The 23,671-nt window shown below is 68.8% G+C and carries 20 protein-coding genes; 9 read left to right on the forward strand and 11 right to left on the reverse strand.

Translation table 11 applies throughout. The features are described from left to right. The first annotated feature begins 46 nt into the window (after positions 1 to 46). The 3 genes from AB4Y64_RS02990 (at position 47) to AB4Y64_RS03000 (ending at position 5,144) form a co-directional block, all read left to right on the forward strand. Positions 47 to 1,693 carry an acetolactate synthase large subunit gene (locus AB4Y64_RS02990; RefSeq protein WP_441814952.1) on the forward strand — a complete coding sequence of 549 codons (1,647 nt, stop codon included), beginning with the start codon at positions 47 to 49 and terminating at the stop codon, positions 1,691 to 1,693. Between the two features lie 49 nt (positions 1,694 to 1,742). Further along, positions 1,743 to 3,203 carry an aldehyde dehydrogenase family protein gene (locus tag AB4Y64_RS02995; RefSeq protein ID WP_441814953.1) on the forward strand — a complete coding sequence of 487 codons (1,461 nt, stop codon included), beginning with the start codon at positions 1,743 to 1,745 and terminating at the stop codon, positions 3,201 to 3,203. 84 nt (positions 3,204 to 3,287) lie between these two features. Next, positions 3,288 to 5,144 carry a vWA domain-containing protein gene (locus AB4Y64_RS03000; RefSeq protein ID WP_441814954.1) on the forward strand — a complete coding sequence of 619 codons (1,857 nt, stop codon included), beginning with the start codon at positions 3,288 to 3,290 and terminating at the stop codon, positions 5,142 to 5,144. Between the two features lie 62 nt (positions 5,145 to 5,206). On the opposite strand, the gene AB4Y64_RS03005 is transcribed toward AB4Y64_RS03000, so the two are convergent. Then, positions 5,207 to 8,086 carry a bifunctional diguanylate cyclase/phosphodiesterase gene (locus tag AB4Y64_RS03005; RefSeq protein WP_441814955.1) on the reverse strand — a complete coding sequence of 960 codons (2,880 nt, stop codon included), beginning with the start codon at positions 8,084 to 8,086 and terminating at the stop codon, positions 5,207 to 5,209. 208 nt (positions 8,087 to 8,294) lie between these two features. Between AB4Y64_RS03005 and AB4Y64_RS03010 the strand changes: the two genes are divergently transcribed. From AB4Y64_RS03010 to AB4Y64_RS03030, 5 genes are all read left to right on the forward strand, one after another. Then, positions 8,295 to 8,858, forward strand: coding sequence for an RNA polymerase sigma factor (locus tag AB4Y64_RS03010; RefSeq protein WP_441815221.1), 564 nt, complete (start codon positions 8,295 to 8,297; stop codon positions 8,856 to 8,858). 3 nt (positions 8,859 to 8,861) lie between these two features. After that, positions 8,862 to 9,929: a hypothetical protein gene (locus AB4Y64_RS03015; RefSeq protein WP_441814956.1), complete on the forward strand. Its 1,068-nt coding sequence runs from the start codon at positions 8,862 to 8,864 to the stop codon at positions 9,927 to 9,929. Further along, positions 9,926 to 10,525, forward strand: coding sequence for an IMPACT family protein (locus AB4Y64_RS03020; protein WP_441814957.1), 600 nt, complete (start codon positions 9,926 to 9,928; stop codon positions 10,523 to 10,525). The genes AB4Y64_RS03015 and AB4Y64_RS03020 overlap by 4 nt, the downstream gene beginning before the upstream one ends. 15 nt (positions 10,526 to 10,540) lie before the next feature. Further along, complete coding sequence (locus tag AB4Y64_RS03025; RefSeq protein WP_441814958.1) at positions 10,541 to 12,307, forward strand: ABC transporter transmembrane domain-containing protein; 1,767 nt, start codon at positions 10,541 to 10,543, stop codon at positions 12,305 to 12,307. A 121-nt stretch (positions 12,308 to 12,428) separates the two neighbouring features. Continuing rightward, positions 12,429 to 12,824, forward strand: coding sequence for a hypothetical protein (locus AB4Y64_RS03030; protein ID WP_441814959.1), 396 nt, complete (start codon positions 12,429 to 12,431; stop codon positions 12,822 to 12,824). A 138-nt stretch (positions 12,825 to 12,962) separates the two neighbouring features. Here the strand turns inward: AB4Y64_RS03030 and AB4Y64_RS03035 are convergent, their stop codons facing one another. The 10 genes from AB4Y64_RS03035 to AB4Y64_RS03080 all read right to left on the reverse strand — a co-directional run bounded on the left by AB4Y64_RS03035 (position 12,963) and on the right by AB4Y64_RS03080 (position 22,873). Beyond that, entirely contained in the window at positions 12,963 to 14,627 is a 1,665-nt protein-coding gene (locus AB4Y64_RS03035) for an acyl-CoA dehydrogenase family protein (RefSeq protein WP_441814960.1), read from the reverse strand. A 97-nt stretch (positions 14,628 to 14,724) separates the two neighbouring features. Next, on the reverse strand, positions 14,725 to 14,931 hold the full coding sequence (locus AB4Y64_RS03040) for a cold-shock protein (protein ID WP_158733706.1): 207 nt from the start codon (positions 14,929 to 14,931) through the stop codon (positions 14,725 to 14,727). A 97-nt stretch (positions 14,932 to 15,028) separates the two neighbouring features. Then, positions 15,029 to 15,793: an S-methyl-5'-thioinosine phosphorylase gene (locus tag AB4Y64_RS03045; RefSeq protein WP_441814961.1), complete on the reverse strand. Its 765-nt coding sequence runs from the start codon at positions 15,791 to 15,793 to the stop codon at positions 15,029 to 15,031. Between the two features lie 4 nt (positions 15,794 to 15,797). Next, positions 15,798 to 16,370, reverse strand: a complete 573-nt coding sequence (locus tag AB4Y64_RS03050; protein ID WP_441814962.1) for a hypoxanthine-guanine phosphoribosyltransferase — start codon at positions 16,368 to 16,370, stop codon at positions 15,798 to 15,800. Continuing rightward, positions 16,370 to 17,365 carry a beta-N-acetylhexosaminidase gene (nagZ, locus tag AB4Y64_RS03055; RefSeq protein ID WP_441814963.1) on the reverse strand — a complete coding sequence of 332 codons (996 nt, stop codon included), beginning with the start codon at positions 17,363 to 17,365 and terminating at the stop codon, positions 16,370 to 16,372. The genes AB4Y64_RS03050 and nagZ overlap by 1 nt, the downstream gene beginning before the upstream one ends. 93 nt (positions 17,366 to 17,458) lie before the next feature. Then, positions 17,459 to 18,115, reverse strand: coding sequence for a DsbA family oxidoreductase (locus AB4Y64_RS03060; RefSeq protein ID WP_441815222.1), 657 nt, complete (start codon positions 18,113 to 18,115; stop codon positions 17,459 to 17,461). Between the two features lie 33 nt (positions 18,116 to 18,148). Further along, entirely contained in the window at positions 18,149 to 18,673 is a 525-nt protein-coding gene (locus tag AB4Y64_RS03065; RefSeq protein WP_441814964.1) for a CYTH domain-containing protein, read from the reverse strand. A 29-nt stretch (positions 18,674 to 18,702) separates the two neighbouring features. Further along, a complete protein-coding gene (gene rlmD, locus AB4Y64_RS03070) occupies positions 18,703 to 20,034 on the reverse strand; it encodes a 23S rRNA (uracil(1939)-C(5))-methyltransferase RlmD (protein ID WP_441814965.1) in 1,332 nt (443 codons plus the stop codon). 112 nt (positions 20,035 to 20,146) lie between these two features. After that, entirely contained in the window at positions 20,147 to 20,773 is a 627-nt protein-coding gene (locus AB4Y64_RS03075) for a YdbL family protein (protein WP_441814966.1), read from the reverse strand. Between the two features lie 63 nt (positions 20,774 to 20,836). Beyond that, entirely contained in the window at positions 20,837 to 22,873 is a 2,037-nt protein-coding gene (locus AB4Y64_RS03080) for a hypothetical protein (protein ID WP_441814967.1), read from the reverse strand. Positions 22,874 to 22,945: 72 nt separating this feature from the next. On the opposite strand from AB4Y64_RS03080, the gene AB4Y64_RS03085 reads away from it, so the two are divergent. Beyond that, on the forward strand, positions 22,946 to 23,653 hold the full coding sequence (locus tag AB4Y64_RS03085) for a response regulator (RefSeq protein ID WP_441814968.1): 708 nt from the start codon (positions 22,946 to 22,948) through the stop codon (positions 23,651 to 23,653). Positions 23,654 to 23,671 lie beyond the last annotated feature (18 nt).

The following is a 23,671-nucleotide window of genomic DNA, read 5'->3' on the forward strand; positions in this document are numbered from 1 at the left end:
CACGGCCCCCGCTACGATGCGCGGACCCGTGCCCGAGGACGCGTGCGTGACCAAAGCCTCCGATCTGTTCGTCGCCGCGCTGGAAGCCGAGGGCGTGGAGTATGTCTTCGGCATCCCGGGCGAGGAGAACCTCGACCTGCTCGAGTCCCTGCGCACGTCGAGCATCCGCCTGGTCCTGACCCGCCACGAACAGGGTGCAGGTTTCATGGCCGCCACCTACGGCCGCCTCACCGGCAAGGCCGGCGTATGCCTGTCGACGTTGGGGCCGGGCGCGACCAACCTGGTGACGCCGGCAGCGTACGCACAGCTGGGCGCGATGCCGATGCTGATGATCACCGGGCAGAAGCCGATCAAGAGCAGTCGCCAGGGCCATTTCCAGATCGTCGACGTGGTCGACACGATGCGGCCGCTGACCAAGTACACACGCCAGATTGTTTCTGCCGACGCGATCCCGGCGCGCGTGCGCGAGGCCTTCCGCCGCGCCGAGGAGGAACGTCCCGGCGCGACCCACCTGGAGCTGCCGCAGGACATCGCCGGCGACGACACCAGCGCGCGGGTGATCCCCGCTTCGTTCTCACGCCGACCGATCGGCGACGACAAGGCCATTGCCCACGCCGCCGCCGCGATCAGCCAGGCCCGCCACCCGCTGCTGATGATCGGCGCCGGCGCCAACCGCAAGACCACGGCGCGGCAACTGCGCTCGCTGATCGACAAGCTCGGCATCCCGTTCTTCAGCACGCAGATGGGCAAGGGCGTGATCGACGAGCTGCACCCGCTGTGGCTCGGCAACGCCGCCCTGTCCGATCACGATTTCGTCCACCGCGCCATCGACGCCGCCGACTGCATCGTCAACATCGGCCACGACGTGATCGAGAAGCCACCGTTCTTCATGCGCGAAGGGCGGCGCACCGTGATCCATGTCAATTACGAAAGCGCCGAAGTGGACGCGGTCTACTTCCCGCAGATCGAGGTCGTCGGCGACATCGCCAACACGGTCTGGCAACTGGGCGAGACGTTGTTGCCGCAGGCGCACTGGGACTTCGGCTTCTTCGATCGCGTGCGCACGGCCTTGCTGGCCAACCTGGTCGACCGCAGCGACGACGATTGTTTCCCGATGGCCCCGCAGCGGCTCGTCGCCGACGTGCGCGCGGTCATGGGCCCGCGCGACGTGGCCTGCCTCGACAACGGCCTCTACAAACTCTGGTTCGCCCGCTGCTACCGCTGCCGCGAACCCAACACGCTGCTGCTCGACAACGCCCTGGCGACCATGGGCGCCGGCCTGCCCTCGGCGATCGCCGCGCGCATCGTCTGCCCGGACCGGCGCGTACTGGCGGTGTGCGGCGACGGCGGCTTCATGATGAACTCGCAGGAACTGGAGACGGCGGTCCGCCTGGGCCTCGACATCACCGTGCTGGTACTGCGCGATGACGCTTACGGCATGATCAAGTGGAAGCAGGCGCACGAGCGCTATCCCAGCTTCGGCATGGACCTGGGCAATCCGGACTTCGTACGCTATGCCGAAAGCTATGGCGCACGCGGTCACCGCCCGGCCTCGGCCGACGAGTTCGCACCGATGCTGCAGCGCGCGCTCGACACCCCGGGCATCGATCTGATCGAGCTGCCCATCGACTACAGCGACGACGACCGCATGCTCAACGAAGAGATCCCCGGGTTGAGCGCCGCCGTGCAGTGACGTGACGCCTCCTGTCCCATCCTGTTCCGATTCCCCCACGGAGAACGACATGGCCAAGTCCAAGCGCGCCGCCTCCGGCCTGATGGCCAGCTATCCCTACTACCTTGCCAATCGTCCGGTCGCCGCCAACACCGACCTCGACGTGCTGGACAAGTACAGCGGCAAGCGCGCCACCCGCGTCGCCCTGGCCGACGCAACCGCCGTACGCAAGGCGATCGTGGCTGCCTGCCAGGCGCGCGAGGCGGTTGCGGCATTCCCGCCGGACGCGCGCCGCGACGTGCTCGAGCATTGCGTCGCCCGCTTCCAGGAACGTTTCGACGAGCTGGCGCTGGCGCTGTGCATCGAAGCCGGCAAGCCCATCGCCGATGCCCGCGGCGAGGTCACCCGCCTCATCGACACATTCCGCATCGCCGCCGGCGAGGCGACGCGCATCGACGGCGAGATCATCGAGCTGCAGATCTCCAAGCGCACGCGCGGTTACCGCGGCATGGTCAAGCGCGTGCCGATCGGCGTGTGCAGCTTCATCACCCCGTTCAATTTCCCGCTGAACCTGGTCGCGCACAAGGTCGCACCGGCGCTCGCGGCGGGCTGCCCGTTCGTGCTCAAGCCCTCGGAGAAGACCCCGATCGGCGCGCTCATCATCGCCGAGATCCTGGCCGAGACCGATCTGCCCAAGGGCGCGTTCTCGGTGCTGACCTGCTCGACCCAGGACGCCGCGCAGCTGGTGGAAGACGAACGCATCGCGCTGCTCAGTTTCACCGGCGGACTGATCGGCTGGGATCTGAAAGCGCGCGCCGGGCGCAAGAAAGTCACGCTGGAACTGGGCGGCAATGCCGCGTGCATCATCGACGACGATCCCGGCATGCCGCTCGACCGCGTCGTTGAGCGACTGGTCTTTGGCGCCTATTACCAGAGCGGGCAGAGCTGCATCAGCGTGCAGCGCATCTACGCGCATGCGGCCATCTACGACCGGCTGCGCAAGAAGCTCAAGGCGGCAGTGGCGAAGCTGCCGATGGGCGACCCGCGCGACGAGAAGACCTTCATTGGCCCGATGATCGACGAGGCCGCGGCCAAGCGCATCGACAGCTGGATCGAGGCGGCGCGCAAGGGCGGCGCCAAGCGCCTGGCCGGTGGCCTGCGCAACGGCAACATGGTACCGGCGACGCTGCTCGAAGGCGTGCCGCGCACCAGCGACCTCTATCGAAAGGAAGCCTTCGCCCCGGTCGCGCTGATGCAACCGTTCGACAACTTCGACCAGGCCATCGACCTGGTCAACGACAGCGACTTCGGCCTGCAGGCCGGCGTGTTCACCGGCCGCCTCGACCATGCCATGCGCGCCTGGGACCGCCTCGACGTCGGCGGCGTGATCGTCGGCGACGTCCCCAGCTTCCGTGTCGACAACATGCCCTACGGCGGAGTGAAGCATTCCGGGCTGGGCCGCGAGGGCGTGCGCTATGCCATCGAGGACATGACCGAACAACGCCTGCTGGTGATCCGCGACCCGGCCTGAGCCATCGCCACGCCGGCGGCTCCGGCGCAACCCCGTTTGCTGTCTCCGCTCGTTGGACCATCCAACCCAACCGGAGACAGCACCATGAACACCCAGGTAAAGCGCACTCCCCTCGTTCGTCCTGCCCTGTTCGTTGCCGTCGCGCTGGTGCTGGCGGCCTGCCAGACGACGGGCGAGTCCGGCGTGGCCGAAGGCAAGGACGAATCAGCCGCGCGAGCCGAAGCGCGCGCCGTTGCCGCCCAGGCCGTTGCCGCTGCCGAGGCCACGGCCAGGGAGGCCGGTCCAACTGCAGCAGGGCGCACGCGCCAGCAGGCCGCCCGGAAGTCGCTGGCACCGCCTCCGGCTGCGGCCATGCCGGATTCGTCGACGCTGGACAGGATCGAAGTGACCGGGTCGAGAGTGGATTACGCAGCGGCGCCGGCTTCGGTCCAGGCGCCGATGCCGATGCCCATGGCCGTGCTCGCCAGCCCGCCTCCTGCCAACACCGAGCGCTACGCCGCCATCACCGACAACCCGGTGCACCGCGCCGCCGAACAACCGGTGTCCACGTTCTCGGTCGATGTCGACACCGGCAGCTACGCCAACGTGCGACGCATGCTCAACGAAGGCGTCCGACCACCGGCCGACGCGGTGCGCGCCGAGGAGTTCATCAACTACTTCGACTACGGCCACCGCGCGCCGGGCACACGCGAGGTGCCGTTCCGGGTGACGACCGAGCTGGCGGTCGCACCCTGGAATCCGCAGCGCCAGTTGCTGATGGTCGGCATCAAGGGCTACGACGTGCCGAAGGCGACCCTGGCCCCGGCCAACCTGGTGTTCCTGATCGACACGTCCGGCTCGATGGATTCGCCCGACAAGCTGCCGCTGGTCAAACAATCGCTGCGCCAGCTGATCCCGCAGCTGCGCAGCCAGGACCGGGTTTCGATCGTGGTCTATGCCGGCAGTGCCGGGCTGGTGCTGGCGCCCACGCCGGGCGACCACCACGGCGAGATCCTTGCCGCGCTGGATCGCCTCGAGGCCGGCGGCAGCACCAACGGTGGCGACGGCATCCGCCTGGCCTACGCGATGGCGCGACAGGCCCATGTCGACAACGGCGTGAACCGGGTGATCCTCGCCACCGACGGCGATTTCAATGTCGGCACGGTCGACCAGGAAGCGCTGGAAACGCTGGTCGGCGACCAGCGCAAGCACGGCATCGCCCTGACCACGCTCGGCTTCGGCAGCGGCAACTACAACGATGCGATGGCCGAGCAGCTGGCCGACGTCGGCGACGGCAACCATGCCTACATCGACAGTCTGCGTGAAGCCCGCAAGGTGCTGGTCGATCAGATGAGTTCGACCCTGATGACCATCGCCCGCGACGTGAAGGTGCAGATCGAGTTCAATCCGGCCCAGGTCGCCGAGTACCGCCTGATCGGCTACGAGAACCGCATCCTGCAGCGCGAGGACTTCAGCAACGACAAGGTCGATGCCGGCGACATCGGTGCCGGCCATGAAGTGACCGCGCTGTACGAGATCACGCCGGTGTCGTCACCGGCGCAGCGCGTGGCGTCGTTGCGTTACGGCAGTGCAGCCCCGAAGACCACGCAGGAGAACGCGCGCAACGAAGTCGCCCACCTGCGGCTGCGCTACAAGTTGCCCGACCAGAAGTTGCCCGACCAAGGCCAGAGCCGCCTGATCGAGACTCCGATCCTGACCTCGCAGCTGGTGCGCGAACCCGACGAGGCGCTGCGATTCGCCAGCGCCGTCGCTGGCTTCGCCGATGCGCTTCGCGGCGGCAGCCGCATGGACGGCTGGAGCCTCGACGACATGATCCGCACGGCGACGGCCGCGAAGGGACGCGACCCGAACGGCGAACGCACGGAACTGCTGGAGCTGATGAAACTGGCGCAGGCGCAGATCGGCAGCGAAAACCAGACGCGCATTGGCATGGGCCAGTAAGCCCGGACTGAACCGCCGCAGGGGCCAGCGCGCTGGCTCCTGCCACCGGCACGGTCAACGCGTCAACCCGAGACGGCGGCGCGCAAAAGGGCCTGCGTGTGCGACCGCTCGGCCGGATAGCCGAACAGATAACCCTGGCCGTAGGTGCAGCCCAGTTCGCGCAGGGCCGCGCGCTGGGCTTCGGTCTCCACGCCCTCGCCGATGGTATGGATGCCCAGCGTGCCGGCCAGCGCCTGGATCGCGCGCACCACCGCGACACTCTCGGGCTGGGCGTCGCCGATCAGGCCGGAGACGAAGCTCTGGTCGATTTTCAGGCACTCGATCGGGAACCGGTGCAGGTACGACAGCGCCGAGAAGCCGGTGCCGAAGTCATCGAGCTGGGCGAGCACGCCATGGCTGCGCAGCGTGCGCAGCATCCGCAGCGCGCGCGGCACGTCGTCGAGCAGCGCCACCTCGGTGATCTCGATGCGCAACCGGTGCGGATCGGCGCCGGCGTTGTCGATCATCCGCAGCAGGCGATCGGCAAAGTCGCCGGAACGGAAATGCCGCGGCGAGACGTTGACCGAAATGTAGCCTTCGCCACCGCGGGCGAGTTCCTCCATGACCTGGGCATAGAGGATCCAGTCGACTTCCTCGATCAGGCCGCTGTCCTCGCCCACGCCGATGAACTCGCTGGGCGTGAGCAGGCCGCGGCGCTCGTGGCGCCAGCGCAGCAGCGCCTCGTGGCCGATCACGCGATGGTCGTCCAGACGCACGATCGGCTGGTAGAAGGCGACGAAGCCATCGCCATTGATGGCGCGTCGCAGGTCGGCCTCGAGGTCGAGGATGCGCACGGCTTCCTCGCGCATGGCCTCGTCGAATATGGCGCAGCGGTCGCGGCCGGCGGCCTTGGCCCGGTACATGGCGGCGTCGGCGTCGCGCAGCAGTTCGGCGCCGGTGCGATAACGCGGATGCCACAGCGCGATGCCGAGGCTGGCCGAGGGGAACACTTCGCGACCGGCGACCCAGCACGGTTCACCGAGGGCGCGCAGGACACGCTGGGCCAGTTCTTCGGCCACTTCGGGGCCGTCGATGTCCTCGATCAGGATCGCGTACTCGTCGCCGCCCAGGCGCGCGACGGTGTCGTCGCCGCGGACGGCCTCGACAATCCGGCGCCCGGCTTCGACCAGCAGCTCGTCGCCGGCGGAATGGCCGACGCTGTCGTTGACCAGCTTGAAGCGGTCGAGGTCGAGGAACAGCACCGCGAACGTGCGCTGCTGTTCGCTGCGCGCCCGCGCGATCGCCTGCGCCAGGCGGTCGAGCAGCTGGCTGCGGTTAGGCAGGCCTGTCAGCGCGTCATGCATCGCCTGGTGGGTCAGCTGCTGCTCCACGCGCAGGCGCTCGCCGATCTGCGACAGCAGCTCGGTGTTGGCCTGGGCCAGCTCGCGGGTGCGCGAGTCGACGCGCTGCTCCAGCTCGGCATGCGCGGACACCAGGCGATCCTGCGCCTGCTTGCGCGCCAGGCCGATACTGATGTGGTGGGCGACGAAGGTCAGCAGTTCCTGGTCGCGGACACTGAAGGTGATCGCCGGCGAGTAGCTCTGCACGGTGATCACGCCCACCACCGACTCGTTGCGGAACAGCGGCACGCCCAGCCAGCAGTGCGCCAGCGAGCCACGGCTGCGGACCAGTCCCTGCGATTCCAGCGCGGCAATGCGCTTGCGGTCGGCCAGCAGGGCGCGGCCGCGCGCGATCACGTATTCGGTCAGGCCCGAGGCGAGCTTGCGGTTCTCGCGACTGGAGTCGCGCTCGTCGATCGAGTACGGGAACTCCAGCCCTTCGCCGTCCTCCGACACCAGCGCGATATAGAAATTCCGCGCGTACAGCAGGTCGCTGACGACGTCGTGGACCTGGGTGTAGAAGCGCTCGAGCGTCTCGGAGGTGATCGACAGTTCGGCGATGCGGAACAGCGCGCGTTGCAGGCGCTCGGCGCGCTGGCGCTCGATGATCTCGGCCTGCAGGTCACGGTTGCTCAGCTGCAGCGCCTGGGTGCGTTCCTCGACGCGGCGCTCGAGCTCTTCGCGGGCGTGGAAGCGGTCGAGCGCGGTCAGGATGTGCTGCGCCACGAACGAGAGCAGCGCACGCTCTTCTTCGCCGTAGACATCCGGGCGGTCGTAGCTCTGCACCACGATCGCGCCGCAGATGCGGTCTTCGCGGCGCATCGGCACGCCCAGCCAGTCCTCGCTGTCGGGACCATGGCGTGCATCGCGAGGAACGCCGAGGCGGTCGCGGATCAGTTCCGACGGTCCCTGCAGCGGTTCGCCATGGCGCAGCAGCGCCACGGTCACGCTGTTGGGCATGTCGTCGATGGCGATGTCGCGCTCGGGTTCGGCGACGTAGGTGTCGACCTGGTCGGCGAAGTACAGGAAGCGCAGGCAGTCGCGGACGTCGTCGTACAGCACGATGTAGAGATTGGCCGCGTACATCAGGCCGGCCACCACGGTGTGGATCCGGCGCAGCATGTCGGCCAGTTCCAGGTCCGAACCGGCCAGGTCGGCAATCTCGAACAAGGCCTGCTGCAGGCGCTCGGATTTCTCCAGCGACTCGGCCCGCGCCAGGGTGCGCAATGCGACCAGGTGCGAGGCGACCACGCGCTGCGCCATCGCCAGCCAGACGTCGCGCACTTCGGGCAACACCGGTCCTGGCAACTGCACGGCGATGGCCACGCGAACGGCCTCGACCGTGGTCCAGGCGATTTCGATCCGATGCGAATGCTGGCCGGCCGGGCTGCGCTGCAGCAGCACCTCGGCGCGGCTGGCCAGGGCGCTGGTGGCGCCAGGCGAGGCCGAGCCGGCGGAAATGCCGGTGTGCGGATCGCGCCACAGCACCGCCACCTCGGAGCCGAACGGCAGGGCTTCGTGCAGGGTGTCGGCCAGCGAATCGCGCCCGTAGCCGGCATTCACGATTCGGACGGCCTTTGGCCTGCTGCGGTTCGACACTGCGGATGGAGCCCCTGGACAGACGGCGAAGGATAACGCGCCTCCGCACGTACGTGGATCAACCCCGTCGTGAACTGCGATCCGTTCATCTGATATGAGCCTGGCCCTGGAACTGACCGCACCCCTGCCCTTGCGCTTCCCGTCCGCGGCTCCAGCCCGTAACCTGCCGCGGATGAATGCGGGCGAGGATCCGAGCGACGACCTGTTGATGCTGGCCTGGACCGGCGGGGACACGGCTGCCTTCGAGGTTCTCTATGCGCGCCACCGCGGGCCGTTGTACCGGTTCCTGCTGCGCCAGCTGCGCGACAACGCCCTCGCCGACGAGTTCTTCCAGGACGTCTGGCAGCGGGTGATCACCGCGCGCCAGGGCTGGAAGCCCGACGCCGCGTTCAGGACCTGGCTGTTCCGCATCGCCCACAATCGCCTCAACGACCACTGGCGCGGCCTCAAGCACCGGCCGCCCGCCCCCGAGGACGGCGACGAGCGCGCCGCCAGGGTGCCCGACCCGAGCAGCCCGGAGCGGGAACTGTCTGAATTCGAACAGCGCCGGCGCCTGCAGCTGGCGATCGCGGCGCTGCCCGAGGAGCAGCGCGAGGTGGTGCTGTTGCGGCTGGAGCAGGAAATGAGCCTGGAGGACATCGGCGCCATTACCGGGGTCGGCCGGGAAACGGTGAAATCGCGACTGCGGTACGCGATGGACAAGCTGCGTGCCGGTTTGAGCGAGCTGAGCGACTGAACCATGAGCCATCCCTTCGACGAACCGTTGACCCCCGAGGAACGCGCCCTGGCAGACCGCCTGGCGCGACTGGGGCCGCACGACGGTCCTTCGCCGGTGCTCGACGCGAAGATCCTCGCCGCCGCGCACGCCGCCGTCGCCCCGCGCCGGAGCGGGCGCTGGCTGGCCCTGACCGGCATACCGGCCACCCTGGTCACCGGCGCTGGCATGGCCGCGGTGCTGGCACTGGCGGTGGGCGTGGTCTGGCAACTGCGTCCTTCGGCCCCCGCGCCGAAGGCGCCCCGCGACGAAAGCGACTTCGGCTTTGTCACCGCTGAAGTGATCAGGCGGTCCGAACCGCCCACCACGGCTACCGCGGCCGCAGCGGCGACGGGCAATGCGCCGCCACCGCCTCCCGCGCAGACCGGCTCACCGGCGGCTGCGCGCGCCGTGAACACCGCTCCCATGGCGCCAATGGCGGCCAAGCGCGAAGCTGCGCCGGATGCGCGAGCCCCTGTGCAGGAAGGCCACTTCCTCGATGAGGCGGTCGATCCGCAACACTCCCATCCGGCGACGGCTGCCGCCCGTAGCGACAGTTATGCCCCTGCCGTGTCGGCGCCAGCGCCGGCACCGGTGTTTGCGCCGGCGCCAGCGCCGGCACCTGCGTCGGCCCCGGTCGCCGAGGCCGCCGCCGAAAGCGAGTACCGGCAGCGCGCCGCCGCGCAATCCGACGCCGCCCAGCGCAAGTCCCTGATGGACGATGCGCAGGCGCGGCGCGAGCAGAGCGCGCAGGCCGCTGCGAAGGCCGCCGGAGCGTCCGTGGCGGCCGATGCAGCGCAAGCGTCCGACACCGATGCAACGAGCGGCACCCTGGACCGCATCGAAGTCACCGGCAGCCGCATGTCCGTCGCCGACCTGCCGGTGCGCAACGATCGCGCCCTGGAACCGGAACAGTGGCTGCAGCGCATCCGTGATCGGCGCGACGCTGGCGACGTCTCCGGCGCTCGCGAGAGCCTGGCGCTGTTGCGCAAGACCCACCCTCGCCTGAGCCTGCCCGACGACCTGCGCGCGCTCGCCGATCCTGCGCGATGAGCAACGCCACGCTGGCCACGCCGACCTCGTTCCTGCTCGAGGTCAAGCACAGCCGCTTCATCGTCCATGCCGCCCCGGTAACCGCGCCGCAAGCGGCGCTGGAGTTCATCGCCGCGGTCGGCGACCCGGACGCGACCCACAACTGCTGGGCCTACCGGATCGGCAGCGAATACCGCTTCAACGATGATGGCGAACCGGCCGGCACCGCCGGTCGGCCGATCCTGGCGGCGATCGACGGCCAGGGCCTGGACCAGGTGGTGGCCGTGGTCACGCGCTGGTTCGGCGGCATCAAGCTCGGTGCCGGCGGCCTGGTGCGCGCCTATGGCGGCAGCGCGGCGGAGTGCCTGCGCGTGGCGCCCAGGCGCATTCTCGTCGCCCATGTCACTGTCGAACTCGACTATCCCTTCGAGGACACCGGCACCGTGCACGCGGCCCTGTCCGCCCACGCGGCCGAGAAACTCGACGAACGCTTCGGCGCCCACGGCGCACAACTGCGCCTGCGTTTGCCGGCCGCAGAGCTGCCGCCCTTGAAAGTCAGGCTTCGCGACGCCACTCGTGACCGGGTGCGCTTCGGCGACGAATTCCCCGATATCTGAGTGACCCGGATCGCCATGAACGCTCGCGTTGACGCCACCCAGACCAAGGCCCCCATCGGCAACCTGCGCACGCTGTGGCCATTCGTGCGCCAGCACCGCGCCCTGTTCGTCGCCTGGCTGGTGTCGCTGGCGGCGTCGAGCGCCGCCACGCTGACCTTCCCCAAGGCCTTCGGCACGATGATCGACCAGGCCTTCACCCAGGGCGGCGGCGCGATCGACCGCACCTTCGCGCTGCTGTTCGCCGTCGCCGTGGCGCTGGCCCTGGCGACCGCCGCGCGTTTCTACTTCGTGTCGCTATTGGGCGAACGCGTCGTCGCCGATCTGCGCGAACGCCTGTACGCACACCTGATCGGCCTAGATGCCGGCTTCCACGACCGCAACCGCAGTGGCGAGCTGGTATCGCGCCTGACCGCCGACGCCGAACTGCTGCGCAGCGTCGTCGGCTCGAGCATGTCGGTGGCGCTGCGCAGTTCGGTGACCGTGCTGGGCAGCATCGCGATGTTGTTCTTCACCAGTCCGCGACTGGCCGCGTTCGCCCTGGTCGGCATCCCGCTGGCGGTGCTGCCGATCGTCGTCGGCGGCCGCCGCCTGAAGAAGATTTCCCGCACCAGCCAGGACCGCATCGCCGATGCCAACGCGCTCGCCAACGAAACCCTCGGCGCCGTGCGCACGGTCCAGGCGCATGCGCGCGAACCCTACGAGCAGGGCCGCTTCGGCAGCGCGGTGAAAACCGCGGTTGACACCGCCCGCCGGCGCATCCAGGCGCAGGCCTGGGTCACCGCGATCGCGATCATGCTGGTGTTTGGCGCGATCACGCTGGTGCTGTGGTCGGGTGCGCACGATGTCCTCGCCGGCCGCATGAGCGCCGGCACGCTCGGCCAGTTCGTGCTGTATGCCCTGCTCTGCGGCGGCTCGGTCGGCGCACTGGCCGAGGTCTGGAACGAGCTGCAGCGCGCGGCCGGCGGCATGGGCCGGATCAGCGAACTGCTGGTCGAGGAAACCGCGGTCGCGTCGCCGCCGCATCCGACCGTGCTGCCAAAACCGCTGCGGGGCGAAATCGCCTTCGACAACGTCACCTTCCATTACCCGCAGCGTCCCGATGCGGCGGCGCTGGAAGGCTTCAGCCTGCGCGTACGCCCGGGCGAGACCGTCGCCCTGGTCGGCCCTTCCGGCGCCGGCAAGAGCACGGTGTTCTCGATGCTGCTGCGCTTCCACGATCCGCAGTCGGGCCAGGTGGATATCGACGGCGTCGACATCCGCCAGCTGGCGCTACCGGACCTGCGCGAGTCCATCGCACTGGTGCCGCAGCAGCCGACCATCTTCGCCAGCAGCGCGCGCGAGAACATCCGCTACGGCCGCCTGGATGCCGATGACGCCGACGTCGACCGCGCCGTGGCCGCCGCGCATGCCGCCGACTTCGTCGCCGCGATGCCGCAGGGCCTGGACACCGAACTGGGCGAGCGCGGCGCGCGCCTGTCCGGCGGCCAGCAGCAGCGCATCGCCATCGCCCGCGCCCTGCTCAAGGACGCCCCGATCCTGCTGCTCGACGAAGCCACCAGCGCCCTCGACGCGCAGAGCGAGCGGGCCGTGCAGAAGGCGCTGGAAACCCTGATGGAAGGGCGTACGACGCTGGTCATCGCGCACCGCCTGGCCACGGTGTTGAAGGCCGACCGGATCGTCGTCATGGACCACGGCCGCATCGTCGCCGAAGGCACGCACGCGCAGTTGCTGGCGCAGGACGGGCTGTACGCCGAACTGGCGAGGCTGCAGTTCCTCGACTGAGCCACTGAGCCCCCATCCGCGGGGTTGCGCCCGCGCTCACGCGTGTTTGAGACGTTTCTCATTGGCTTGGCCATTGCACGCAAGCACCCTCGGGTTGAGTCGAACCGCGCGGAGGTGCTCCATGACGCCCACTTCACACGCAGCCCTCACAACGCCCGGCATCGCCCAGTCGCGACCGGCGACTGTGAAACCGGCAACCGATTACTCCCATGTGAGTTCGCGCGAGGTTGCACGTCGCCTGGTGGAACAGGGATTGCTGTTCGAGGTCACGCTCTACCCCGAGGAGTTCGGTGGCACCCAGGAGCAGCACAACCTGATCTTCGTGCCCGCCGGCATCCCCGAGATCAAGGACCTGGTGACCGAGACACTGCTCTGCCTGCGCGACGAGGGCCTGTTTGACCGGCTCAGCTTCGACGTCGAATACAAGAGCAACAGCTTCGTGCCGAGCAGCATCAACGTCCAGGCGACGCACCACGTCAAGAGCCGCTCCTTCGAACCGCGGATCGGCATCTGGTAGCGCGGCGCGGCCAGTTTCCGTAGCCCGGGCAAGGACGTGTGTCACCCGGGTCGATCCTCGTTCGATCCCGTGTGCGCTCCAATTGCCCGGGCTACGTCCTTCCTCATCACCGTACAGCCGTGCGCAGTCGAGGCGCGCTCAATCCGGCGGCCAGGCCCGCGCGATGAGAGGCCCCAGATTGAAATCGCGCGACAGCGTGCCCAGCGCATTGCCGTGATCGCCACCGATCCGGCTGCAGCAGAACGGTTCCGCGATCGGGCTGCCGTTGCGCAGCAGCAGGCTCGCCTGCAGTGCCAGCGCCAGCGCTTCCACCCAGCGCCGCGCCTCCACTTCGGGCACCTGGGCCTCGCCGACCAGCACCGGCCGCAAGGCCTTCAGCTCGGCGTCGAAATCCGGATCCAGGTGCGATGCCGCGTCCAGTTCGGCCAGCAGCGCCTGCCCCGTCTGCGGCTCACGTTGCAGCGCACGCAGCACGTCCAGGCACTGGATGTTGCCGCTGCCTTCCCAGATCGAATTGAGCGGCGCCTGCCGGTACAGCCGCGGCAGCATCGACTCCTCGACATAACCGGCACCGCCCAGGCACTCCTGGGCTTCGTTGACGAAGGCCGGCGCGCGTTTGCAGATCCAGTACTTGCCGATCGCCGTGGCGACGCGGGCGAAGGCGGCTTCGCGCGGGTCGAGCGCGGAACGGTCGACCGCGCGCGCCACGCGCATCGACAGCGTGATCGCCGCCTCCGCCTCGATGGCCAGGTCGGCCAGCACGTTGCGCATCAGCGCGTGCTCGGCGAGGCGCTTGCCGAACGTACGGCGATGGTGGGTATGGTGCATGGCCTGCGCGAGCGCCATGCGCATCTCGGCGGCCGCGCCGAGCATGCAATCCAGGCGTGTCAGCATCACCATCTCGATGATGGTCGCCACGCCGCGACCTTCCTCGCCGATGCGCCACGCCCAGGCATCGTCGAACTCCACCTCCGACGACGCATTCGACCAGTCGCCCAGCTTGTCCTTGAGCCGCATCAGCCGAAACGCGTTCTTGCCACCGTCCGGACGCCAGCGCGGCAACAGGAAGCAGGTCAGCCCTGCCGGCGCCTGCGCCAGCACCAGGAAACCGTCGGACATCGGCGCCGAGAAGAACCATTTGTGCCCGACCAGCAGATACTCGCCATCGGCCGCCAGCGCCGTGGCGCGCGTGCTGTTGGCGCGAACATCGCTGCCGCCCTGCTTCTCGGTCATGCCCATGCCCAGGGTCACGCCAAGCTTGTGCTCGATGCCGACATCGCGCGGGTCGTAGTACGGCGATATCGCCTTGCCCGCCCACTCGTGCAACGCCGGCGAATGCCGCAGCACCGGAATCGCGGCATGGGTCATGGTCAAGGGACAACTGCTCCCCGGCTCGACCTGATGATGCAGATAACTCAGCGCCGCGCGTGCGACATGCGAACCCGGCCGCGGCTGCGCCCACGACAGCCCCGCCACCCCATGCTCGACGCCGGCCTGCATCACCCGGTGATAGTTGGGATGGAACTCGACCAGGTCGATGCGATGGCCAAAGCGGTCGTGCGTCCGCAGTCGCGGCCGATCGCGGTGAGCATCGAAGCTGAGCCGGTACAACTCGTCGCCCGCCAGCGCGCCATAGATTGCCAGCGCGTCGGCAAAGTCGCCGCCACCCTCGCGAACGACCGCTTCGGACAGCGCACTGTCATCGCGCCACAGATCGCGCGGCCCGAACTCGGGCGGCTGGTTCTCGACCAGGTGCGTGGCAAACGGCGGCAGCGGTTCCATCTGCGACTCCGACGCGGGCATGGGTCGATTCTAGGCCTCTACCGCCGCTGGCCGTGACCAAAAAAAAGGCCCCGCAATGCGGGGCCTCCCAAGCCGGTATTGCCAGGCTCGCGTCAGATCACGCCACAGGCGTGATGTTCGACGCTTGCGCGCCCTTCGGACCCTGCGTCAGCTCGTAGCTGACACGCTGGCCTTCCTGCAGGCTGCGGAAGCCCTTGGCGTTGATCGCAGAGAAATGCGCGAACACATCTGCGCTGCCGTCCTCGGGCGAAATGAACCCGAAGCCCTTGGCGTCGTTGAACCATTTCACGGTGCCGTACTGCATGTCCTTATCAACCTCATGCTGGATGCGTTGTCGCGCAGGGCCCGACAACCGGACCCAAGCGCCGGTCGAGTATGCAAACTGAACGCCGGCTTGACAATCACCCTGGCGCCGAACGGTCGAGCAATGCCGCCAGCAGCGCCGGCAGACCGGCCGACGCCACGGCCACGTTGTCGAGCACATCCTGCAGCGTGATGACCTCGTCCGGGTCCGGGCCGGCACCGGCCGCCCAGTTGGCGACGATGGCCAGACAGGCGTAATCCAGGCCCAATTCGCGCGCCAGGCCGGCCTCGGGCATGCCCGTCATCCCGACCAGATCGCAACCGTCGCGGCGCATCCGGGCAATCTCGGCGCGGGTTTCCAGGCGCGGCCCCTGGGTGGCGCCGTAGCAACCGCCAGCCACCATCGCCACGCCCGCCTTGCCGGCCGCCGCGACCACTTCCTGCCTCAGTGCGCGCGTGTACGGCTCACCGAAGTCGACATGGAGCACCTCGGCGCCCTCTTCTTCACAAATCGTTGACACCCGTCCCCAGGTGTAATCGATCAACTGGTCCGGGCATGCCAGCACGCGCGGCCCGAAACGATCGCCGATGCCGCCGACCGTATTGAGCGCCAGCACCCGCTGCGCACCCAGCGACTGCAGCGCGGCCAGATTGGCGCGGTAATTGATCTTGTGCGGCGGCAGCGAATGGCCTTCGCCATGGCGGGCGAGGAAGGCAACGCGGTGACCGTCCAGCGTGCCGAGCCGGATCGGCCCGGACGGCGCGCCGAAGCGCGTCGACGGTTGCAGCGTTTCCACGTCGCGCAGCGCGGCCAGCTTGTACAGGCCCGTGCCGCCGATGACGGCCAATGCGATTCCACTCATCCGCTCAATCCTTCAACGCGTAGATGGCCGGCAGGTTGCGCCCCTGCTCGTGGTAGTCCATGCCATAGCCGAACACATAGCGGTCCGGCACCTCGACGCCGACGTAATCGGCATGCAGTCCAGGCACGCAACGGTCGTGCACCTTCACCGCCAGCGCGGCGATGCGCACGTCGCGCGCACCCTGCTCCAGGCACCACGCGCGGATCGCGGCCAGCGTATGGCCCTCATCGAGGATGTCGTCGGCCAGCAGCACGCGGCGGCCCTGCAGCGGCGTCGCCGGGCGATGCTTCCAGGTCAGCTCGCCGCCGGAGGTGGTGCCGCGGTAGCGGGTGGCATGCAGGTAGTCGAACTCCAGGTCGAGCCCGAGCGCGCCGACTTCCATCGCCAGTTGCGCGGCGAACGGCAGGCCACCGTGCATGATCGTCAGATAGACCGGCACGTCGTCGTTACCGTAGTCGGCGCGGATCGGCGCGGCCATCTGCCTGATCGCCTGCTCCAGCGTGGGCCGGTCGATCAGCAGGTCGGAATTGGCCAGTGCGGCCGCCAGGTCATTGGTCTTCGCAACAGGGATGCTCATCACGCCAGGCCCTCCAGATGGCTACGCGCAGACCCGTAGCGGCTATCGGCCAGCAGGCCGTCCCAACCCATCGCGCCGCGCCCGATCAGGCCGGTCAGCGCCATCGTGTTGAACGCGCGCCCCTGCACGGCCGCCAGCGATTCCTCGACCAGCTGCGGGTGGCAGACCAGCACCACGTCGCAGCCGGCATCGTAATGCGCGTCGATGCGCGCCTTGACGCCACCGGCGGAGAACGCCGCCTTCATGCCGATGTCGTCGCTGAAGACCACGCCGCGGAAACTCATCTCGTGGCGCAGCACGTCGTTGATCCAGTACTTCGAATAACCCGCCGGCTCCGGCGCGACGGCCGGGTACTTCACGTGCGCCATCATCACCGCATCGGCCTTGGCGTTGATGCCGGCAACGAAGGGGATCAGGTCGGTCGCGCGCAGCTCATCGAGCCCGCGCGGGTCGACGGCGTCATCGAAATGGGTGTCGGCCTGCACCGAGCCGTGGCCCGGGAAGTGCTTGAGCGTGGCGGCCATGCCGGCCGCGTGCATGCCGCGCACATAGGCGCGGGTGAATTCGGCGACGACCGCGGGATCTTCCGAGAACGCACGATTGCCGATCGCCAGGTTGCCGCGTCCCAGGTCGACGACCGGGGCGAAGCTGAGGTCGACGCCGCTGGCCTGCACTTCGGTGGCCATCAGCCAGGCGTGTTCCTCGGCCAGCTTGAGCGCGGCCTCGCGATCGTCGGCGTACAGCTTGCCGAAACCCTGCAGCGGCGGAAGCGCGCTGTAGCCTTCGCGGAAACGCTGCACGCGACCGCCTTCCTGGTCGACGCAGATCAGCTGCGGGCGCCCGGCCGCGGCGCGGATCGCGGCCGAGAGCTCGGCGACCTGGTCGCGTGAGGCGAAGTTGCGGGTGAACAGGATCACGCCGGCGCAGGCGTCGTGCTGCAGCCAGTCGCGCTCCTGCGCGGTAAGTTCGGTGCCGGCGACGCCGATCACGAGCATGCGGAAAACTCCAGGCGGTGGGGGCTGCGCCAGGGGCGCGGCCTCGCATTGTCGCGCAGATGGCCGGTCGCGGCAGCCCCGCGACGCGGCGGTTCAGGCATCCGTGGCGCCCGCCGTCGGCACGATGCCGAGCCGGGCAAATGCATCGCGGAACACATCGGGGGTCTGCGCGCCCTGCACTGCCAGGCGCCCGTCGAGGACGAAGGTCGGCACCGCCTGGATGCCCAGCGCGCTGGCCTGGCCCAGTTGCGCGCGGACTTCGGCCACGCCTTCGTCGGAATCGAGCATCGCGCGCACGCGCTGCGCCGACAGCCCACCGGCGGCGCCGGCATCGACCAGCGTCTGCGTGTCGGCAAGGTTGCGACCTTCGGCGAAGTGGGCGCGGAACAACGCCTCGCCCACCTTGTCCGCATCGCCTTCGCGGCCGGCCAGCCAGACCAGCCGGTGCGCCTTGAGGGTGCTCACGCGCACCTGGCCACGGTCGAAGTCGAACGGCAGGCCTTCGGCGCGTCCGGTTGCCTGGGTCTGCGCCAGGATCTGCGCGGTGCGCTCAGGACCCCCGAACTTGCGCTCGTAGGCCTCGCGCAGCGGCACCGGAGTCTCGTCGGATTCCGGATCGAGCTGGTACGCATGCCAGTGGATTTCCGCGTTCTGCCCGGCTTCGCCCAGCTGCGACAGCGCCGCGCGCAGGCGGTGCTTGCCGATCCAGCACCAGGGGCAGACCACGTCGGACCAGATATCGATGCGCAGGGGTTTGGTGTTCATGGCCATGGAGTTGGGGACTCAGTGCGTCGAAGCAACCGCGCCGGAACGCTCGCTTTCGCTCCACTGCGCGTAAGGCCGCGTGGCCAGTGCGAGGTTGTAGTAGCGCACCGCCTCGGTGACTTCCGCGCCGATCCAGTCGGGCCGGGCGAAGGCCTCATCGGCCGACGACAGTTCGATCTCGGCCACCACCAGGCCTTCGTTGTCGCCGAGGAACTCGTCGACTTCCCACAGGTGCCCTTCGTGCTCGACGTAGTGGCGACGCTTGTCGACCAGTCCGCCAACGCACAGCGCCAGCAGGCCGCGCGCATCTTCGACCGGGATCGGGTAGTCGAACTCCTGGCGGGTGTGCCCCAGCTCGCGCGACTTGAGGTTGAGGAAGGCCTCGTCGCCGGCGATGCGCACGCGCACCGATGCCTTCATCGCGCCGGTGTCCATCGCCGCCTGGTCGTTGATGTAACCCTGCGCCATCGGCACGACCTCGCGCGCGGCCGCGCGCCAGCCGTCACCGGTGACCAGGAACTTGCGTTCGATTTCGATGCCCATGCAGATCTCCGTCCAGCCAATGTGCCCGGTCAGCCCGGCTCGAACAACGCGATCGACTCCACGTGCGCGGTGTGCGGGAACATGTCCATCACACCGGCGGCACGCAGCTTCCAGCCGCGTTCGTTGACCAGGAAGCCGGCATCGCGCGCCAGCGAGGCCGGATGGCAGCTGACGTAGACGATGCGCTCGAACTGTTTCAACGGCAGCTGTGCCAGCACGAAATCGGCGCCCGAGCGCGGCGGATCGAGCAGCAGCTTGTCGAAGCCCTGCTTCATCCAGGATTCGCCGCTGAGATCCTTGGCCAGATCGGCGGCATGGAAGTCGGCGTTGGCGATGCCGTTGTGCGCGGCGTTCTCGCGGGCGCGACGCACCAGTCCGGCCTCGCCTTCCACCCCGACCACTTCGCGCACCTGCCGTGCCAGCGGCAGGGTGAAATTGCCCAGGCCGGCGAACAGATCGAGCACGCGGTCGTCGGCCCTGGGCTGCAGCAGGTCGATGGCGTGCTGGATCATCTTGCCGTTGAGGCCGGCGTTGACCTGGATGAAGTCGAGCGGACGGAACAGGAACTCCAGGTTCCATTGCGGCAGGCTGAAAGCCAGCCTCGGCTCGGCCGGCCACAGCGCGTGCACGCTGTCCACGCCCGCCGGCTGCAGGAAAATCGCGAAGCCGTGCGCCTGGCCGAAGGCGACGATGGCGCTCTTGTCGGCATCGGTGAGCGGCACCAGGTGGCGGATCGTCAATGCGATGCCATTGAAGTCAGGCGTCGGATCGCCGGCGATGAATTCGATCTGCGGGATCTCGCGACGCGCCTGCAAGCCGTCGACCAGCGCCGCGAGCGCGGGGATGCTCTGGCCGATCTGCGGGATCACGGTGTGGCATTCGCGCAGGTCGGCGACGAAGCGCGGATCGGTCTCGCGGAAGCCGACCAGGGTCTTGTCCTTCTTCTCGACGCGACGCACCGAGAAGCGGCCCTTGCGACGGTAGCCCCAGGAGGCATCGGTCAATGGCGCGAGGATGCGCTCGGGCGTGACATGGCCGATGCGCTCGAAGTTCTCCATCAGCACGTTCTGCTTGGCGAGGATCTGCTTGTCCTCGGCATAGTGCTGCAGGGCGCAGCCGCTGCACGTGCCGAAATGCGGGCAACGCGGCTCGACCCGCTCGGGCGCGGCGGTCAACACCTCGACCGTGCGCGCCTCGTCGAAACTGCGGTGGCGGCCAGTCTGCGAGGCCATGACGCGCTCGCCGGGCAAGGCGCCGGCGACGAACACGGCCTTGCCGTCGGCGCGGCGGGCGACGCCGCGGCCATCGTGGGTCAGGCCGGTGATTTCTACTGCGAAGGGGGTTTGATCTATGCGGGCCACAGCGGCTGGCGTGATGCAGGGGGCCGACTATTGTCGCAGATCGGGCACCCTCCCCCTCTCCCTGGCCACTTCGTGGCCTGTCCCTCCCCCGCGAGGGGGAGGGTTTCAGCGCTTACTTCTGCTTCCAGCCGCCACCGGCGTCCTGCACCCACCAGCCCGGGCGTGCGCTATCCACCCATTGCCGCGCGAACACGGCGCGGATCTGCTGTTCCCACTCCGGATGGTTGTTGGCCACGGCGATCTCGCGGTAGACGGCCTTGGCATCGCGGCCCTGCTCGGCCACGGCCTGGTTCACGCCGACGCGCTCGGGCAGCGGGATCTTGGCCGCGTCGCGAACGCTGATGGTGCCGTCATTGGCGAAGCCCAGCGCACCGGAATCGAAATGCGGGCGCAGCTGGCTGTCGAAGCGCGAAGCCATGCGCGACTGGATCGCCTGGATCGCCGGGGTCTTGATGTTGATGTCCGGCTGGTCCTGGGCCTGGGCCGAACCGATGCCCACCAGCGACAGCCAGTCGATGCGCGAGGCCAGCGATTGCGAACCCGCCGGCGTCAACGAAGCGCTCTGCCCGCCCGGCTTGTCCTGCGGCTTGGGCTGCGGCTGCTGGGCGTCGTCGCCGATGACCTTCTCGACGAACTCCTTGGCCGCTTCCTTGGCCTCCGCGGCCGGGAAATAGACGTTGATCGTGACGCAGGCAGTCAGCATCACGGCGGCGACCGGTACCCCCATCCAACGGCGCATGTTGTTCTCCTGTGAGCGGTGTCCGCGCCAGTACGCACTGTGCGGATTGAAGCGTGGCTTACCTTACTCGAAGACCGGTTTGACGTCGCCGCTGCTGGCGGCGATAAGGCGCTCGAGCAGGGTCGGCCAATCGACCCGACGGTTGAAGCCGACCACGCTCAGGCGCGGCAGGCCGGAGCCGTCGACGATAATAAATCCCGGTCCGGCTGAACCCAGCCCTTCCATTTCGCAGACCTCGTCGACGAGCCGACAGGCGATACCAAGATTGCGATAGCCGAAGTCGTCGAACAGCCCGATCAGCTGCGATTGCAGGCTGCTGACGAACGAGGCGTCGCTGACGCTGGACAGGTCCTGCACGGCGCGCTGGCTGATGCGCTGGCGCACGCCGGAGGCCTTGGCGGCATCGGCATCGGATTGCAGGCGCGCATCGAATGCCACCGGCTGCCAATCGACCAGGCGCAGGTCGGCGATGCGGCCGTCGAGCTTGCCGGTGATCGTGCCGAAACCGAGCACGCCGGTCAGCGATTCCAGGTCGATGTCGTCAAAGGCGATGTCGGACGACAAGGTCGGAGCGACACCGAACGGACGCTCCATCGCCAGTGACGACACCTGCACCGTGCCGCCAAACAGCTCCATCGCCAGGCCGCCCTCGAAGTCGAGGCGATCATCGGCGTAACGGGCCTGCGGGATGTGGCCCGTCAGCTGGCCGGTAAAGGCCGGCCAGCCCAGTGCGGTCGAAAGCTGGGCGACATCGAGCTGCTCCAGCTCGAGGCCGAACCGGATCTCCAGACCCTTGTCCGCGGCCGGCGGGGTCAGCTGGAAATGATCGAAACCCGCGCGCCCGCCCAGCAACGGGATCGATACCGGCTGGCGCAGTTGCAGCACGCCGTCGTTGCTCAGCAGCGGCAATCGCGCCGCACCGAAGGCCAGACCGTGCAACGAACCGCCGCTCCAGCGCAGTTCGCTTTCGAGGGTGCGGGTGGAGGAGAAGCGCACGTTGCCGTCGAGGCCTTCGAAGCGGAAGCCTCCGCGCGGATCGTCGGCGCTTGCCGATTGCAGGTTGAGGTCGGCTTCGCGCAGGTCGCCGCGTTCGACCCGCAGGCGGACATCGGCAGCGCCGCCCAGGCGCAGTTCGCCCAGGCCTGCCATGCCGAGGAAGCCGGTGAGATAACCATCGCGCAACGGCGACAGGTTGCCGCTGTGCGCGCGCAGATCGAGCGTGCGCAACTGCAGTTGCGGGTCCAGCGCGGCGCTGGCGTCGACACGGAGGATGCCGCGGTCGTTCCAGGCCAGCGTCGGCAACTGCCACCCGCCCGTTTCGTCCTGCGTCGCCTGCACGCGCAGGTCGACCGGGCGCTGCTGCAGCGACAGGTAGGCGTTGCCGAACAGCATCTCGCCGCCTTGCAACTGGCCGTCGATGCCAACGTGCGTGGTCGCCGCCAGCTCCGCATCGATGTCGAGCCGGGCGCCGATGTTCTCGCCTGCGATGGTGCCGTCGGCGGTATCGAAGGCGACCGCGCGCAACTGCAGTGGACCGCTGATGCGCAACGGCGCTTTCGCCGGTGCGACGATGTCCAGCTGGCCGCTGGCGGTGCCGGCCTTGAGCCGGCCATCGGGCCAGGACCGGGCCAGCAGGGCCTGGGCCCAGGCAATGGGCACGCGCGTGAGATCGATGCGGGTCAAGTCGGGCGTGCTCGCCAGACGCTGCAGGGCGAGTGCACCGTCACCCTGGCTCAGGCGGACATCGGTGCGTGCCGGGTCGAGGTCCAGCGCCAACCGCAGAGGCCGGCTGTTCCCGGAACGGACCTCGCCTTCACATCGCCAGCGGTCTCGCTCGCGCGACAGCGGGCAGCGCCACGTGACATTGCGATAGCCGTAGCCCAGTTCCGGCGCATCGATCCGCCCTGCCCGCAGTTCCAGCATTCCCTGTACCGCCTGCGCCGGCCATTCCAGGCGCACCTGCACATCCGACATCGTGGCTACCGCGAGCGTGACGCGGGCAATGCGCGCCTGCGCCGTGCGCGCATGCGCCACCCCGGCCGCCAGCAATGGCACGGCCAGCAGGCAGCCCAGCAGCAGGCGTAAGATCCCTCGCGACATGGGCGCAGCATACCTACAGGACGCTACTCGGCGATGACGTTGCAGGAACGACCGCCCCCGGCGCAAGCCGACATGACCCGACCGCGCGTGCTGCTGGTCGAGGACGATCCGATCAGCCGCTCGTTCCTCACCGCCGCGCTGGCAGCCGTGCCGGCCGAGGTCGACGCCGCCGACTGCCTGGCCGCCGCGGTCGCGCTGGCGTCCACGCAGGACTACGCACTGTGGATGATCGATGCCCGCCTGCCCGACGGCAGCGGCAGCGAACTGCTCGCGCGGCTGCGCGAGCAATGCCCCGACACGCCGGCGCTGGCGCATACGGCGGCGCACGAAGCGGCCATCCTCGATGCGCTCCTGGCGGCCGGGTTCGGCGATGTGCTGGTCAAGCCGATGCCGGCAGCGACCGTGCAGTCGGCGGTGCGGCGGATGCTCGGCCTGGGCGGTGACGCGTCGCGGGTCTCGGCGGTGGCCGACATGCCACTGCCGCTGTGGGATTACGAGGCCGCGGCGCGCGCCCTCAATGGCAATCGCGCGCACGTCGATACGTTGCGTTCGCTGTTCGCGCTGGAACTTCCCAAGTCGCTGCAGGCGATCGCCGAGGCCGGTGCGCGCGGCGATGGCGAACGCATGCGCGCCGAGTTGCATCGCATGCACGCCAGCTGTGGTTTCGTCGGGGCGCTGCGCCTGGGCTCGACGGTGCAGGCATTGCATCGCGAACCGGCATCGCCGGCGCTGCGCGACGCCTTCGAGCTGGCGGCAAGGGAAACACTGGCATCGCTATAGCGGCAGCCGCGACGGTCG

The sequence above is a fragment of the Lysobacter sp. TAF61 genome (assembly GCF_052113485.1).
Lineage (GTDB): Bacteria > Pseudomonadota > Gammaproteobacteria > Xanthomonadales > Xanthomonadaceae > Lysobacter_J.